The 14,252-nt window shown below is 59.4% G+C and carries 17 protein-coding genes and 1 pseudogene; 12 read left to right on the top strand and 6 right to left on the bottom strand.

Features of this window, described 5'->3' with window-relative positions; translation table 11 throughout:
• Nucleotides 1-135 precede the first annotated feature (135 nt).
• Nucleotides 136-675, top strand: a complete 540-nt coding sequence (locus CQ050_RS30855; RefSeq protein WP_158266057.1) for a hypothetical protein — start codon at nucleotides 136-138, stop codon at nucleotides 673-675.
• Nucleotides 676-1,029: 354 nt separating this feature from the next.
• On the opposite strand, the gene CQ050_RS17450 is transcribed toward CQ050_RS30855, so the two are convergent.
• From CQ050_RS17450 to CQ050_RS17440, 3 genes are all read right to left on the bottom strand, one after another.
• Nucleotides 1,030-1,935 carry a hypothetical protein gene (locus CQ050_RS17450; protein ID WP_146121048.1) on the bottom strand — a complete coding sequence of 302 codons (906 nt, stop codon included), beginning with the start codon at nucleotides 1,933-1,935 and terminating at the stop codon, nucleotides 1,030-1,032.
• Nucleotides 1,936-2,254: 319 nt separating this feature from the next.
• On the bottom strand, nucleotides 2,255-3,010 hold the full coding sequence (locus CQ050_RS17445; protein ID WP_146121047.1) for a hypothetical protein: 756 nt from the start codon (nucleotides 3,008-3,010) through the stop codon (nucleotides 2,255-2,257).
• Nucleotides 3,011-3,139: 129 nt separating this feature from the next.
• Nucleotides 3,140-3,448, bottom strand: coding sequence for a hypothetical protein (locus tag CQ050_RS17440; RefSeq protein ID WP_233214130.1), 309 nt, complete (start codon nucleotides 3,446-3,448; stop codon nucleotides 3,140-3,142).
• A 93-nt stretch (nucleotides 3,449-3,541) separates the two neighbouring features.
• Here CQ050_RS17440 and CQ050_RS17435 point away from each other — a divergent pair, with 93 nt between their 5' ends.
• The gene (locus CQ050_RS17435) at nucleotides 3,542-3,739 is read left to right on the top strand and encodes a hypothetical protein (protein WP_105558086.1); all 198 of its coding nucleotides are present in this window, start codon (nucleotides 3,542-3,544) and stop codon (nucleotides 3,737-3,739) included.
• A 2-nt stretch (nucleotides 3,740-3,741) separates the two neighbouring features.
• On the opposite strand, the gene CQ050_RS17430 is transcribed toward CQ050_RS17435, so the two are convergent.
• The 3 genes from CQ050_RS17430 to CQ050_RS17425 all read right to left on the bottom strand — a co-directional run bounded on the left by CQ050_RS17430 (nucleotide 3,742) and on the right by CQ050_RS17425 (nucleotide 6,343).
• Nucleotides 3,742-4,410 carry an SOS response-associated peptidase gene (locus tag CQ050_RS17430; RefSeq protein WP_105558085.1) on the bottom strand — a complete coding sequence of 223 codons (669 nt, stop codon included), beginning with the start codon at nucleotides 4,408-4,410 and terminating at the stop codon, nucleotides 3,742-3,744.
• Between the two features lie 58 nt (nucleotides 4,411-4,468).
• Nucleotides 4,469-5,104 (bottom strand): hypothetical protein, encoded by a 636-nt coding sequence (locus CQ050_RS30740; protein ID WP_146121046.1) that lies wholly within the window; start codon nucleotides 5,102-5,104, stop codon nucleotides 4,469-4,471.
• Between the two features lie 333 nt (nucleotides 5,105-5,437).
• Nucleotides 5,438-6,343 (bottom strand): hypothetical protein, encoded by a 906-nt coding sequence (locus CQ050_RS17425; protein WP_105558084.1) that lies wholly within the window; start codon nucleotides 6,341-6,343, stop codon nucleotides 5,438-5,440.
• A 331-nt stretch (nucleotides 6,344-6,674) separates the two neighbouring features.
• Here CQ050_RS17425 and CQ050_RS17420 point away from each other — a divergent pair, with 331 nt between their 5' ends.
• The 10 genes and pseudogenes from CQ050_RS17420 (at nucleotide 6,675) to CQ050_RS17385 (ending at nucleotide 14,251) form a co-directional block, all read left to right on the top strand.
• On the top strand, nucleotides 6,675-7,085 hold the full coding sequence (locus CQ050_RS17420) for an antirestriction protein (RefSeq protein ID WP_105558083.1): 411 nt from the start codon (nucleotides 6,675-6,677) through the stop codon (nucleotides 7,083-7,085).
• A gap of 308 nt (nucleotides 7,086-7,393) precedes the next feature.
• Nucleotides 7,394-8,293: an N-6 DNA methylase gene (locus CQ050_RS17415; protein WP_105558082.1), complete on the top strand. Its 900-nt coding sequence runs from the start codon at nucleotides 7,394-7,396 to the stop codon at nucleotides 8,291-8,293.
• A gap of 300 nt (nucleotides 8,294-8,593) precedes the next feature.
• Nucleotides 8,594-9,241 (top strand): DNA methyltransferase, encoded by a 648-nt coding sequence (locus CQ050_RS17410; protein ID WP_105558081.1) that lies wholly within the window; start codon nucleotides 8,594-8,596, stop codon nucleotides 9,239-9,241.
• Nucleotides 9,238-9,693, top strand: a complete 456-nt coding sequence (locus tag CQ050_RS17405) for a hypothetical protein (RefSeq protein ID WP_105558080.1) — start codon at nucleotides 9,238-9,240, stop codon at nucleotides 9,691-9,693. Before CQ050_RS17410 ends, CQ050_RS17405 begins: the two co-directional genes overlap by 4 nt.
• 446 nt (nucleotides 9,694-10,139) lie before the next feature.
• Nucleotides 10,140-10,317, top strand: a pseudogene (locus CQ050_RS31140) (ClpX C4-type zinc finger protein); the annotation flags it as partial.
• 736 nt (nucleotides 10,318-11,053) lie between these two features.
• A complete protein-coding gene (locus CQ050_RS30850) occupies nucleotides 11,054-11,230 on the top strand; it encodes a hypothetical protein (RefSeq protein ID WP_158266056.1) in 177 nt (58 codons plus the stop codon).
• Nucleotides 11,231-11,240: 10 nt separating this feature from the next.
• A complete protein-coding gene (locus CQ050_RS17395) occupies nucleotides 11,241-11,582 on the top strand; it encodes a hypothetical protein (RefSeq protein ID WP_105558078.1) in 342 nt (113 codons plus the stop codon).
• Nucleotides 11,583-11,595: 13 nt separating this feature from the next.
• The gene (locus CQ050_RS17390) at nucleotides 11,596-12,018 is read left to right on the top strand and encodes a hypothetical protein (protein WP_105558077.1); all 423 of its coding nucleotides are present in this window, start codon (nucleotides 11,596-11,598) and stop codon (nucleotides 12,016-12,018) included.
• Nucleotides 12,019-12,089: 71 nt separating this feature from the next.
• A complete protein-coding gene (locus CQ050_RS31000; protein WP_199196850.1) occupies nucleotides 12,090-12,239 on the top strand; it encodes a hypothetical protein in 150 nt (49 codons plus the stop codon).
• A gap of 26 nt (nucleotides 12,240-12,265) precedes the next feature.
• Complete coding sequence (locus tag CQ050_RS17385) at nucleotides 12,266-14,251, top strand: ParB/RepB/Spo0J family partition protein (protein WP_105558076.1); 1,986 nt, start codon at nucleotides 12,266-12,268, stop codon at nucleotides 14,249-14,251.
• Nucleotide 14,252: the final 1 nt, after the last annotated feature.

Genomic DNA, 14,252 nt, shown 5'->3' with positions numbered 1-14,252 from the left:
CAACTTCCGATATCTTCTTAGGCCTGCTTGGCCCGGAGCGGAAGGTGGATACGGAAGGTGATTCGTACCATGTCGACTTAATAAATATACTGGCACGCAGTGTCCACGAAACCACGTATCGAATTTCATCATCCAATGAGCGACTCACCCATCTACATCGTTGATCTCGATGTCACCCTGGAAGAAGCGCCCGCATTCGCCAAGAGCGGCATGAGTTGGATGGAAGCAATGTGCATTGCTATTCCCTCGCCTGGGGCCGAAGTCGCCTTTTCCCCGGTCAGCCACGCACCTGGCCCGGGTATCGCTCGGTGGGCCAAATGGGTAAATGAGCAGAGCAGAAACGGGATAGGCGCAATCGTGGGGCGGCGCGTCTACAACGCTGGACCGCAGACGGTGGAGGTGCTGGGCTGCCCGTGCTGCTCCGCAGAGCATGATGCCGCATCTCTCCCGTGGCAAGAAATGATTTCCGCCTGGTATTCGGGGGAACGTGGCTCGCTAGAATGCCCAAGTTGTCGACAATCGGACAGTATCACTCAATGGCGATTTTTACCGCTGGCGTGGGGATTGGGGAACCTCGCGTTTGGGTTCGACGGACCCTGCATAGACGACGCATTGGCTGTAGAGCTGGGAAAAGTCCTAGGGCATCGGATGGTGGTCGTGTTTGATAAGTTCTAGTCGACCTCGATACCGCTCAATATACCGCTGCTCTCGCCCGAAGTGGGCACTGGTGAATGACCTAAAGTGGCCGATTGCGAGCCTTCGGCTCTGTTTAGCCGCTAAACACCAACTTCAAAATACGTTTATCCGAACCCGTGGATATGTGGATGATCGCTTCGCGACCGCCCGACTCGCTGTGCTCGGCCCGTGGACGACCGCTGATGGACAAACGGTGGACAGGCGCCGCCTGACCACGCGCTTGACCACAGGGTATGCCCACCGGCCACCCGGGCTTCTCCCACATACCCACCGGCCCCACGCAAATCTCATTTTGACAGATGGAATCTACACAGCCGTGCTGATAAAGAGCTGCTAATGGGCAAGGCTAGAAAAATCCAGATCCTCTATGAATAGTTTGAGAGGCAACTCTCTTTTTTTGCAAAATTTCTTCAATTTTGTCCAGAAATCCCAGCTTTCTGGCGATGTTTGGATGAGTATGCGCTGCTCTCGAAATTGTTCACCGGGGTCTGCCTCGCCAACTAACTTGGCTTCATCGAGGATCGCGATGTGATTGCGAAGAGCAGTCATGCTTAGTTCGGTCACCAGCTTAAGCAAGGAAACGGATACATATCGCGATCCACTTGGCCGATCAATTTTGCTCCGATCGACGGCGATCGCGAAGAGCTGCCGTGTCTGTATCGGCAGCCTCTTGAGCGCGCGCACAACTTTTCCAAGCTCGGCAAGAGATTCCGCCGGGTCATGATCGTCGTCGGCCGGCGCTCCAATCTCAGCCCAAAGTGCTTCTAGATTGGCAGCTTCTTTCACCGTCTCGAGCGTTGTGTGGTCGACGATTCTGGATCTGATCTTTCCCGCAGCATCGGCGAATTTCGCTTCATGATCGCGCTTGATCTGCTGCATGCGTTCAACCGGGTACTTCGTGACATCGTCGGTGACTCGGTGATGCTCATAGCAGAGAAGGAGCAAGTTTGCTTCATGCGCACGTTGTTCATTGGTCATTGCCGCATTGAAGCGCTGCCCCTCCGGACTGGCCGCTTCAATATGACATACCTGAGCGACGAAGATTCCGTCAATGTTTAGGATGGCACGCTCACACGCATAGAAGGCGCAACGATTCCCCGAAAGAGCATACAAGCGGCGCAGCGTTTTCTTTCTGGGCTCCAATCGAACGACTTTGTTACTCGCACCGGACGTCGCTGTTGGTATCGATTTCGCTGCTTTCGCAGCCTTTGCCGCCTTTTTGGTTGCGGGTGTGTTCACTAGCAGTCTCCTGGATGTGCTGAATGCAATCGCGAAGAAGGATACTCTGAGCGCGTCAATCTATGCGTCACTTTTTCTTGTCGTTTGCTTGGATGCAAGTTCGGCGCATTGGGTGTTGGCGATAAATCGCCGCTGATCACGTCACCACACAGGAAGACGAAATAGATGTGTTGTCCGAACCCATGAATATGCGGATGAGCGATGCGCAACCGCCCGGCGTGTTTCGTCCGGGCCATGGGCAAACGGCTTCCCGGATTTCACATACCCACCGACCCCCATCGATCATCGCTTGCATCAGATGGCCTAAACACCCATATGGCTAATCCGCGACCTCTGTGCCGCGCAATGAGCGCGGCGCCTGCGATAGCTCGACTTCGATCATCCTTGTCATCAAGTCGAGTGGGGCATGATGGACAATGCGATGTGCTTTCAGTTGCCGCTGCCGTGCCAGCAAAACATGAATGAAACCGGAGCCCACGATGCCGAGCGCACGAGGCTTGTTGATTACCACGTTGGCTACTAAGCCGTGCTTTGAAAATATTCTTTCCAGCTTTCGCTTCAGCCGTTGAGCTGTCGCGTCGCTAACCAACAATGTCGATTCCAACTTCAGAGTATTTAACCTTCCGGCGCGTGCCATGTGCGCTATGGAGTCCAGATCGGCAAAGGCGCCTCTCCACTGAACGGCGCTACTTTGTCTTCGCGTCCGCAGGACGTTTAGATGGACGTTCCACCTTCTCCCCCCACTGTTAGCCACGGTCAAAACTCGCCCGCTGTAGCTAAAAACGAGGAGCACCAGCAGCACCGCGAGCAGCAGCCAGAGGGGATCGAAGACTGCTTTGGCCGACAGGGAAATGAACTCGATGCCTAGGAAAGCGATCAAGAGTATCCAGAACATGTGCCGCAGGCCCAATGGAGAATGGCTGGCGAGGATGAATGTCTGGCGGCCGAGAGGCGTTCTGGAAAACGCCGACGACACTACCATGAACGGTCTTTCAAAAAGGTGATAGGTCAGGTAACCGAGCAGTGCGGCGAATGCATATGCGGCGTAGCAAGGAAGACGGAGCAATGTGGCCACTAAGATGTTCCTGGGTTCAACCATCACATGCTATGTCTAAGAAGCTGCCAGCCCAAGCGGACTTCGAACTGTTTAGCTGCTAAATCCTGGTTTTGTCGCGTTCCGTCAGGATTCCCCCTTCGTCGCAAATCATGAGCTGACCCACTGCATCCACCAACCCTGGTAGAAGCGTCGCCCGTCGATCTCTTCGAATCCACAGACCATCATCCCCCTGTCGGAAGAGAACGTCAGCAGTTCCGGCTGCAGCAGGTCGGGGATGGCTCCCTTCTCGGTAGCACCGAATTTCTGCAGTCCGTCCATGGTCATGACTCGGATGTACCTCTTCATGTCGTCTCGCATTATGGAGTACATGCGAACGGTACCGATGATGGTCGGGCCGGGGTCACGGTCGTGGCGCTTCTCGCCAAAGTAGTGGGTGCGGGTGACGGAGCAGAGCATGATCTTCTGTCAAAATACTGTATGGATATACAGTATAAACAAGCCTAGAATTCGCGCAATTCGGCCCTGTTTCCGGGGCGATGGGAACGGAACATGGCCGACGCTGGGGAGTGGATGCAGAAGGGCGACTACTACTGGCAGGGCCCGCCCGGCTGGACGATCTGCCGCGTTTATGTCGAGGGCATGTGGCAGTACGAACTCTGGTTTAGCCACGGTGACAGGGGCACGCTCTACGGCATGCGTGCTTCGCTCGCGGCGGCGCAGGATCTCTACAAGCAAAAATTGGGGTAGGGCTACTGGATCTGCGCTTCTGCTATCAAGCGATCAGCCGGAAAGGTCACCAGGAAATCGCGGGTATCACCAACCGGCGCCGTCAGCCAGTCGCCGTACGCGCCCTCTGGCAGGATGACGACCATGCGCTTTTCCTTGCTCGCCTGGTGGTAGTCCTGGAACAGTGGATCCTCGTCCGCGTTGATGGTTAGCATGGTGTAACTCTCTTGAATCTGGCCTGCGGCGTCGCGCCACCGATCCCACAGACCGGCAATGCCCAGCGTCGCGCCATCGTCCCGTGTGAAGCGCGTAGCCACCGCGACGCCGGATCGCCAATCGGGTTCGAAGATGGCGTCGGCCGGAATGATGCAATGCTGTGCTCGGCGCCACGCATTCCCGAACGTGAAGGATTTTGGCGCTGTCTCGCTGCGTGCGTTGAATGTGGACAGCTTGCCGGCGTTGTCCAGGCCATCAGCTTTCGTCATGGCGCTGATCAGACCCCAGCGGCCGGCCACGGCCTCCCGCTCTGGCACTGCCTCGTCGCCGGCGTCATGTTCCACCGGCCGGCGCACGAACACGCCCTGGTAGCGCGGCCAGATATCGTACTTGCCGACGGCGGCCGGCTTCTCGCGCACGCCGAACTTCTTGAGCAGAAGCTCGGCGTCCTTCAGGGTTTGATAGTGGCTGCACATTTCGACCGCCTTCCTTGCATGTCATGTTGGCCGTGGGTTTTGCAGAAGCGACGCCAAGTTACATGAGGGACACACCCAAGCAGGCTACGCCTGCAAGGCCGAATGCTGCGGAAGACCATCCCACTCTTTCGGCAATCGAAAACCAGTCCGTGGGGGTGAATTTCCCCTTGAATTCTTCCAAAAAAGCGCCGACGTCTTTCCATTCTCTAGCAGAGGTGGCAGCACGTCGCTGCTTTAAGGCGTGCCTATAGGCCAGGGCATTCCCCCGAGTATTCGTCCAGAAATTTAAGAGAGCGGCTATCAGCCCGCCAGCGAAGAGGGGTAGGGCTAGCTTCGTGGCTATCTGACTTGCGTATGCAGGATTTGTCAGAAGGGCCGCTGCGCCTGCAATACCCGCAACGTTAAATACCGCCAGGTGTTTGACCGTCTCCAGATTCCAACTGCTCGTCAAGTCGGCAAGGAGAGCAACATTTGTCGCCCATTCGGTCTCATAGTGCTTGCAGACCGAATGAAACGATTCCAGGGTCGCCCGCAGATTTATTCGCACCCGGTTCTCAGGCGCTGCCCGCAAAAACCAATCCCTTGCAAACTCATCGAAATCACGAACCGCAAGGCGGCGTTCGTGTGCCCATGCAGTGGCAACCCCTTGGGCATTTTCGACAGTTTCTATGCGGGTTAGATCATCGGTTGCCATAGTGAGGTCATGGGAAGTGTGACTGCCTAGGTTACAACCACCAGACCTACCTGGCTACAGGACAGTGTGGGGACATCGGCTCGACGCAGAGCAGTCAGCGGGCGCGTGCCCGGAGGTATGTTGAATTGCGGCCCCGCTGGGGCCGCGAAGGCCTGACTTTGGTGGGTCAAGATCCGCTCGAGGTAATCCTGCGGATCTGACTCCTGGACGAATCGATTACACATCGATTGCCCCTTGCGAGATAAATGTGGCGGTAGTACATACGTGCGCACGTCGAAATGCCGGCGGGACATCTTCAGCCCACAAGGGCGGGTTCGCGTCTGAAGGACGAGATCAGGGCCAGGACGCCATATGTGCTCCGAGGGCTTGTAGTGTTGTAGGGAGCTGCGCGAACGAGACCGATGGCAGGATCTGCATGCTGACGGTATCAACGCCTCGGCTTGAGTCCAAGATGAAGAAATTGAGCTTGATGGATGTTCGCGAAAACGGGACACCTATCGCAGAATAGAGGACTTCAAAGAGCACGAAGGGCCAATCGCTAACCGTGTAAGAAATAAGCCCATACTTGGATCCGCGGCGTTCATGATGAGATCCACCGCACTGGACAAGCCCGCTGGCAGTCACAGCTGCGAGCCAGGACGCGATATGCGTAGTGTCGTCGGGGGGGAGTCGCAGCAACTGTCGCGCGATAAACGAATTTTGAGGCGTAGAGCAAAACTGACGCTGGCTCAGTTCGTGGGTGAATTCGTTGCGTAGCTTGTACAAGTATGTAGTCTTCAGCTCATGTTCGACCGCCTGATTCTCGAGGGGTATCGATGGGTAGCTTGTGTGGGTATTTACTCGCGCTTCTTCGGGAAGTTTGCCCACTGAAATGGACGAGAACAGCCAATTCCTCGCGCCTTCCTCGAGATAGTTGATTCCGTTGCGAAAGGCATTACCTACGCCATATAACTCGGTGTGACGCGCAAGCAGGGCCTGGGTCGCTTGTGTCGGACCTTGCGCGACCATCTCCGGTTCATCCGCAAGGGCTTTTGCGACCTCGTGAAGGTGTCTTTCCTGCTTACTGCTTATCCAGTTTCTGAACGGCAAATACTCTTCCGCCTGGCCTAGCGTATCAAAGCACGTCAGCAACAGGTACACAACGAGCGCTTCTCGCTCATGTCTTTCATGAGTGCCATAACTGATGGCGTCGGCTCCGGGCAGGAGATCGGAGTCTTCCAGAATGCGCTGGGCCAACATTAGTCTCGACTTGACCAGTGTTAGCTTTTCTGAGGATACGGGCATCCTGATCTAGTGCCTTCGAATTAGGGGTTGGGTCAATGTCTCATGGTACTTGACGATGCGGGGTGACGGCTGCAGTGCCGAGACCTGGGCGGCGGGCCTGGCTAGGTGTCAGGCCCTGGGCGCATCTTTGCCCTGCGCGCGCCACACGCAAGCGGCTTTCGCGGCATATAGCCGCTCGCTGCGCTCGCTTTATATTCCACGTCCCCTTGCCTGCGGCGCTTGTTCCGCAGGGCGCCAGTGCTCCCGTCCCGCCACCGAGCCGGGACCCACTTCCAAGGAGCACGACATGACGCAAGCCACTCTCACTGAAGCCCGCCTGGTTCCAGATAACGAGCGCCTGGCCTTCCTTCCCAAACACTTTGGCCCCCGTCTGATGCTGCGCGGCGAAATCTCGATCTACGGTTGGCTCGATCGCCTGGCCAAGGATTACCGTGGCGGCTACTGGCACTACTACGAAATCCCGAACGGCTTCTACATGGCGCCGGCCGACTACGAGACGCTTCACATCGTATGGCCGATGAACTGGTGCGACCGGACCATGTCGGCGGACGCCGTCGGCATCGTGGCAACGCTGTACGTCCTGTGCGAACTGTGCAGCCAGTACCGCAGCGACGACCTGGCCGAGAAGTACCACGCCCTGCGCGACTTCGCCCGCGAACACGCCGAGGCAAATGCCATCTTCGCGGCGATCGATTGACGCCATTCCGGCCCGCTTCGGCGGGCCTTTCTTCTTCTGAGCGCCATCAGGCCATCGTGGCTCCGCCCCTGCTAAGTGACGCTGCAGGGGAACGGCTGCGCTTTGAAGTTGGACCGTTGAAAGCCATACGGGGTGGCGGGTCTGCATTCCCGGTCAGTGTGCCACGGCGTTCTCGCGTTCAAGTGCGGCGCGACGCCGGCTGCGCCGCCGCCACTTGCGGCCGCTGGCCGTCTTCGACACTTGAGCGCTGCGCTGCGCCGTGCCTCTCAAGTTCCGGGCATTCCCGCCCTGGCAACCGGAGAGACCACATGGCCAAAACCTCAAATGCACAACAACGCCGATTCCTGAACAGCGCGGACGCCCATCAGAAGGAAATCGTCAGCCTCATTCGGCAGGTTGCGCATACGCGCGGCATCGACCGCGTCTGGAGCGATTGGGTGGAGATCTGCGCGATCGCATTGGCCCGAGCAGATCTGGCGCTGCGCGAGGCGCGCGAACAGCGCTACCTGCAGGTGATCGCTCAGTACGAGCGAGTCGAACTCGACCAGCTCGTCCAAGCGTTCTCGCACCTGGTCATGGCCTACGAGGTCCGGGTTCAGGCAGCAGACTTTGGCGACGTGCTGGGGAGCACGTTCATGATGCTCGACATGGGCAACGCTGGCGCCGGGCAATTCTTCACGCCCTATGAGGTGTCGCGCCTGATGGGCAACATGATGATGGGCAATGGCACGGATCTGGTCGACAAGACGAGCGCGAACGGTTTCGTCCGCGTACTGGAGCCGGCCTGCGGCGCCGGCGGCATGTTGATCGCGGCGGCGCACGCGATGCACGATGCGCAGCTGAACCATCAGCAGTGCATGCACGCGACTGCAATCGACATCGATCAGCGCTGCGTGCATATGACATTCATTCAGCTGGCGCTCTTGCACGTGCCGGCCGTGGTGATTCATGGCAACGGCCTCACGGGCGAGTGCCGGGAGCAGTGGTTTACGCCCGCACACATCCTGGGCGGCTGGGGCGCGCGGCTTCGCCGTCGCGAAGCGGAGGAGGGCGCTCGGGCGCTACTGCAGGCGCCGGCGGCCATGGACGAGATCCATGTCGACCAGGTGGCGGCCGACAGTCCATCGGCTGAGATCGATGCGCCGCCGCAGGCCATTCCAAAGGCCATCCGCCAAGCTGCTGCCGCTGGCCAGATGTCGCTCTTTTAGCGAGGTTGCGATGGCCCCTCTCGGGGCCTGGCGCGCCGGCGACGCGCCACCTTCGGCACATGCAGACCAACAAGCACTGCACGGAGCATACAGTCGCATCCCACTCCCGCACGGACGCTAGGGCCGCTGCGCATGGCTTTGTAGCCGCGGCCCCATCTTCAAGGGCTTTCGCGGCATAAACCGCTCACTGCGTTCGCTATTTATTCCACGTCGCTTGACCGCGCTTTCGTGGGCTGCGCCCGCCTGCCCCGTGCAGTGCAATGCAGATCGGCTGACATTGCTGCACGCAAGGAGCCAACCATGAGTCGTGTTGTCCTGGGCGATTGCCTGTCCGTCCTTCCCACCTTGCCAGATCGTTGCGTCGACCTAGTGTTGACCGATCCGCCGTACCTCGTTAACTACGTGGACCGCTCCGGCCGGAGCATTGCCAACGATCGCACCGACGAATGGATGACGCCGGCGTTCGCACAAATGTTCCGAGTGCTTCGCGACGATGCGTTTTGCATTTCGTTCTACGGCTGGAACCGCGTCGATCGCTTCTTCGCCGCCTGGCGCGCGGCGGGCTTTCGTGTGGTCGGCCACATCGTGTTCGCCAAGCAATACCAATCCAAGGCGCGGTTCTTGGCGTACCAGCACGAGTCGGCCTATCTGCTGGCCAAGGGCCAGCCGGCCGTGCCGGCCACGCCCTTGCCCGACGTAATGCCGTGGAAGTACACCGGCAATCGCCATCATCCGACCCAAAAGCCGGTCGAATGCCTGGCGCCGCTGATCGAAACCTTCAGCCGCCCGCGCGACATCGTTCTAGACCCCTTCGCTGGCTCCGGCTCGACGTGCGTGGCCGCCCGCCAAACCGGCCGGCGCTTCTACGGGGTCGAAATGGACCCGAAGTATCACGACGCCGCCGTGCAGCGCCTGGCGCTGGCCAAACAAGACAGGATTGCAGCATGAGCCGGGATGAAAGCGAAATGAAGCGTGGGCTGATTGCATACCTGCAAGGCTACGGAGGCAACAACCTGGCCGGCTTGTCCGCGATCGCTGCCTGCGGCGCCTGGGCGGCGCTGGCGGCGCGGGAAAGCGAGCGGCGCATGGCGCAATTCATTGAATCCTTGCCTCTCGACGAGGTGCAAGCCATCGCCAATTCGAAAGTCAACCTCAACGAGCTGGCCAGCAAGGTGCTGGGCGAGCTGAGCACGGAGTCACCACCCATGGCAATGCCGCAACTGTCCGAGGCCGCAGGGCAGGCCATCGAAAACATAGGGCTTGAGATCCTGGACGTTGAATCGTTCGAACTTCGGCGGATCCGTTCGAAGGACTATCGCGAAATACCGGTGTGGACTCTTTGGAGGGCATTGCGGGCGGCGTACTTGGCCGGCATGGTGGACCATCACCGAAACGGCTGAAACGGCATAGCCAGGCCTGGCGGCCTGGCTGTCTCGTTACGGCAAAATGGCCGGTGCCGCGGACATGGAGTCACCGGCTCGGGTTCATCCTCTTAGACCAGTCCGCGGCCACATGATTTTGTATCGCACGGCGGGCTGAGGCGTCGTCAGCGAAAACCGTGTTGGGCCCACCGACGCACTCCCATGGTCCGCTGGCGGCATATTGCACTTCCGCTATCACCCCTTTCCCATTCGGCGTTTGAATCGTCCTGTAGGCCGCACGGACACCGTTGATGATCATGGTTCCATCCAACGTGACTCTCCCTGTTCAAAGAACTATCGGATGCAATACGCGTCAAGAATGCCGGTACGCAACTAGGAAAAGTACCCATCCGGACTGCCAGGGCTTGTGCTAGATTGCGCACCTACTCTGACCTAGCGATGCGTTGACGCGGACCCTGCGCCCAATGGATGAAAACAATAAAAAGAGCCCCCGGCGAAAAAAGCAGCCGACCGTGCTGCATTGCTCATTTTGCGATAAGTCTCAGAACGAAGTCCGGAAGCTGATCGCGCGGGAAAATGGCCCTGGCGCCAGCGCGCTCACGATCTGCGACGAGTGCGTTGATATGTGTACGGATATCATCAATGACCAGGGCTTGGTCGAAGCTGAACATAGTCCCAAGGCTCTGTACGAGTACATCGCTCGGCAAAATGAAATTATCGCCGACGCACGGGATAGGGCAAATAAGGCCCTGGATTTGCTGAATGTCTCGATGCCGCCGGGGTCCAAATCTCAGCACTGATGTTCTGATCACGACTCCCCATTAGGCGTGCCCCTCCGGCTGCGCCTGCGGGTCGGGCTGTCGCGCTGCGCGTCAAGCCTGGCCAACCCCGCCAGTCTTGCCCCCCGTGGGGCTTCCATCCTTCCCTCCCGTTGGTCGGCTTACGCCTCCGCGCCTTGCGGCGCTGCGCGCTGCCGCTTGCCAACGGCCTCCGGCCGAATTTGAGCCCTAGGGGCTCGGGGCGCTCGCCGCGCGGCACGCCTGCGCCTCTCTGGCTATCTCACGCAAGCCTGGCGCCCTGTCAGTCCCCGCGCCCTAGAAACGCCGACTGTATCACTGCGTTCGTCCCTCCAAGGGGTTCGCTTCGCCAGGTACTCACCCGGTCCTTGCGCTGCGCGCAAGGCTGCGGCTTCCGTTCCTGCCCCTTTCCGCTCCTCTCTCCATGATCCAGATCGGCACGGGCTCGGCGACTAACAGGACTGGCGGCAAACACCGCGAAGACAAAGTCCAGCGATTCCAGCCGTTCACGATCGGGCTAACGATCTTCAGGCCCGGTCAGCAAAGAAAAGACGCCAAGGCGTGTATTGGGAGAAAGGGGCATGTTCAGAAAGACGATTGAACGGGTAAGGGTGGCGCTAGACGAAGCTGCGCACGGGCAGGCCGCGCTTGCTCACGCACACCACCACTACGGCGTGACCGATTCAGCCGGCACGCGCATGTTCGCATTGAAAGTTTGGATTGTGGATTTCGTGGGCACGCTCGTGCGTGGCAAATAAGGAGGCGACTATGGAAAAAGACTCGAGAATTTTCGGCAAGAAAGCGGACAAGGACTTTACGGTCCTTCGCGGCCTGGACGCCCGCGTTGCTCACACCAAAGCAGCAGGGATGTTCGATGAAGACAGCCGTTTCATGGAGCTTGGTTACGCGCAAATGCTGGCTCACGTTCAAGGCCGCCAAGACTTCACCCATGGCCGTGGCGCCGACGACGTACCGCCGTTGCTGGCCGATGTTGCCGAACTGGCAAGCGCATGGGTGGACGGCTGGGACGCAGTAGAAGAGTCCGTAGTGATGGCCGCGTGTTCGGGTTGCAACGATGGTTCTGGCAATCCTTGCCCCCATCACGGCTAAAAGGGGATCCACCATGTCTTGCGACGTCGTTCTGTACACACACCTTGCCTGCGCTCAGTGCGAGCTTTCCAAAAATTATCTTGCCGAACGCGGCATCGAATTCAGCGAACGCAGCGCTGCCGACTTTGCTCAAGCGCTCGCGGCAAAAGGCTATGACACCGCGCCGGTCTTGGCCGTCACCATCGAAAACGAGTTAGTCGCATGGCAAGGCCACAGGCCCGACATGATCGAACTACTCGCGGACCTATTCGATCTCGGGCCGGTTTCGGCCCGGGGCCTGCGCGACAGGGAATCGGCGGACGAAGCCGTGGTGACGCGCATCCAGGTCTTGGAAGAAATCGGTAGGCATCAATTGAACGCTCAAGAGTTCTTTGCCGACTGCGGCAATCACCCGCTGTATCGCGGTCACGTGCTGCTGGAATGGCTTGGCTATTAAACGAAAAGGCCCCTGACCGGCGGCAACCGGCAGGGGCCATCACCCGCAACCCTCGGACTAGGAGAATCGTGATGAACCACGACTTTATCAGATTGGCGAACGACATGCGCCGTGCCCACTTGCTGGGCCTGGGCTTTCGCATTCCCGCGATGACCATGCGCCAGCTTGCCGCCCTCATCGCCGCGCTTGACGCGCCCGAAATCCCCGCGCAACTGCACTGATCTCGATATCGACCCGGAGCATTTTGATGAAACTTGATTCCAACGAACTCGCCGCCATCCGCGCCGCCGCCACGCGCATGGATATCCCGCATTCGCAACTGCGCCTCAGCGAAGCGTACCAAGCACGAAGTGCGCAGGACCGCAAACAGGACACCGAGATTCTGGAGCTGAAAGCCACCATCCAGGCGATGGGCGGACTCCTGCAAAACCTCGTTGTGGTCGCAGCGCCGGACGGCTCCTATGAAGTGTGCGCGGGTGGACGGCGTTGGACAGCCCTTGGTCTGCTGATCGAAGGCGGCGTTTTCCCAACCGACTACCCGGTCCCTTGCCTCGTCATTCCGAGCGAGTACGCCTACCACGCCAGCCTGGTCGAAAACTTCGGGCGCAAGGCGATGCACCCGGCAGACGTGTATGCAGGATATGCGCGCCTGCGCGCCGAAAACTGGACGGTTGCGGCCATCGCCGCCGCGCATGGCGCATCAGAGTCGGCCGTCAAGAAGCTGCTGGCGCTGGGCGGCGTGTCGCCCACGCTCATGCAGTTGTTCCGCGACGGCAAAATCAAGATAGACGAAATGCAAGCGCTGGCGTCCGTGTCCGACCACACCCGCCAGGAGGCGGCATGGAAGGCGTCGGCGGGCCAATACTGGAACCGCGATGACCACATCCGCCAGTTGCTGTCCGAAACCGAAATGCGCGGCGACTCGCCTGTGGCGCGGTACGTGACCGTCGCAGCGTACGAGAAGGCGGGCGGCGAAGTTCGCCGCGACCTGTTCGAGAACGACGCCTATCTGGCCGACCCGGAGAAAGTGCGTAGCATGGCCGAGGCCAAGATGCAGCGGTCCAAGCTGTTCAAGACGGTGCAGGCGGAAGGCTGGTTGTGGGTGGAATGCCGCGTGTCTTTCGAGTATGCCGACAAGAAGCCCTTTGGCGAGATTCAGCGCGTCAACCAGGAGCCGAGCAAGGCCCAGGCCAAGCAGATCGACGGACTGCAAAAGAAGGTCGAAGCGGCGCGGACAAAGCTTGCTGGATTGCAAGAGTCCGAAGGCCACGACGCGGCCGACCTGGACAAGGTTCGCGGCGTGATTCGCGGCTATGAAGGGCAGATTCGTGAAATCCGGGCCGAGCTTTACGACTACCCGGCCGACCTGAAAGCCCTATGCGGCGCGATTGTGCACCTGGACTATCAAGGCGACTTGACCGTCACTCGGGGCCTCATCCGCCAGGACGAGCGCGACGCCGTGGCACAAGCCACGCGAAGCAACGACGCAGATGGCCAGAAAACGGCGGGCGTAGACTTGCCCCCCGTTATGACGCGGCCCGTGCATTCTGAGGCGCTGACCAACCGGCTCCAAGCACAGCGCGTCATTGCGCTCCAAGCCGAAATCATGATGCGCCCGACGCTCGCCCTCTGCCTGCTTATCGAACAAATGCTGGGGGATTTCGACAGAAGCCGCCGCAGCAGCGCAGGAGATACCTTCGATTTTTCGTTGCGGACAGCGCACGACGAGCTGGCGAAGACGGACGAAGGCATCAAGGACAGTTCGGCATGGGCAGCGGTGCACGCGCAGATCGAAGCCGTCATGATGCACGTTCCGGAGGACCCCGCAGCCGTACTGCCCTGGCTGCTGGATCAGTCGCAGACTGACCTCATCGACTTGCTCGCCGTACTCACAAGCGTTTCAATTTACCGCCGCCAAAGCCATTCCTATGGTGAAGAACCTCGGCACCTTGACCGCTTGGGCACAGTGATCGGCCTGGACATGAGCAAGTGGTGGAAGCCGACCGCGCAAACCTACCTCGCCCACGTGTCAAAGGAGCGGATCGCGGCAGTGGTCACGGAGGCGGTCGATGCGGAGCAGGCGAAGCCGCTGCTGGCCATGAAGAAGGCCCAGGCCGCCGCTACCGCCGAGCAATTGCTGGAAGGCAAGGGCTGGGTACCTGAAATCATGCGAACTCAACCCCTTCAAGTCGCAATGGCCGTGGAACGCCCGATGGGAGAAATGGAGGAATGAG

It is taken from the genome of Achromobacter sp. MYb9, from assembly GCF_002975275.1.
Classification (GTDB): domain Bacteria; phylum Pseudomonadota; class Gammaproteobacteria; order Burkholderiales; family Burkholderiaceae_B; genus Achromobacter.
This window is presented reverse-complemented; position numbering and strand designations above follow the sequence as displayed.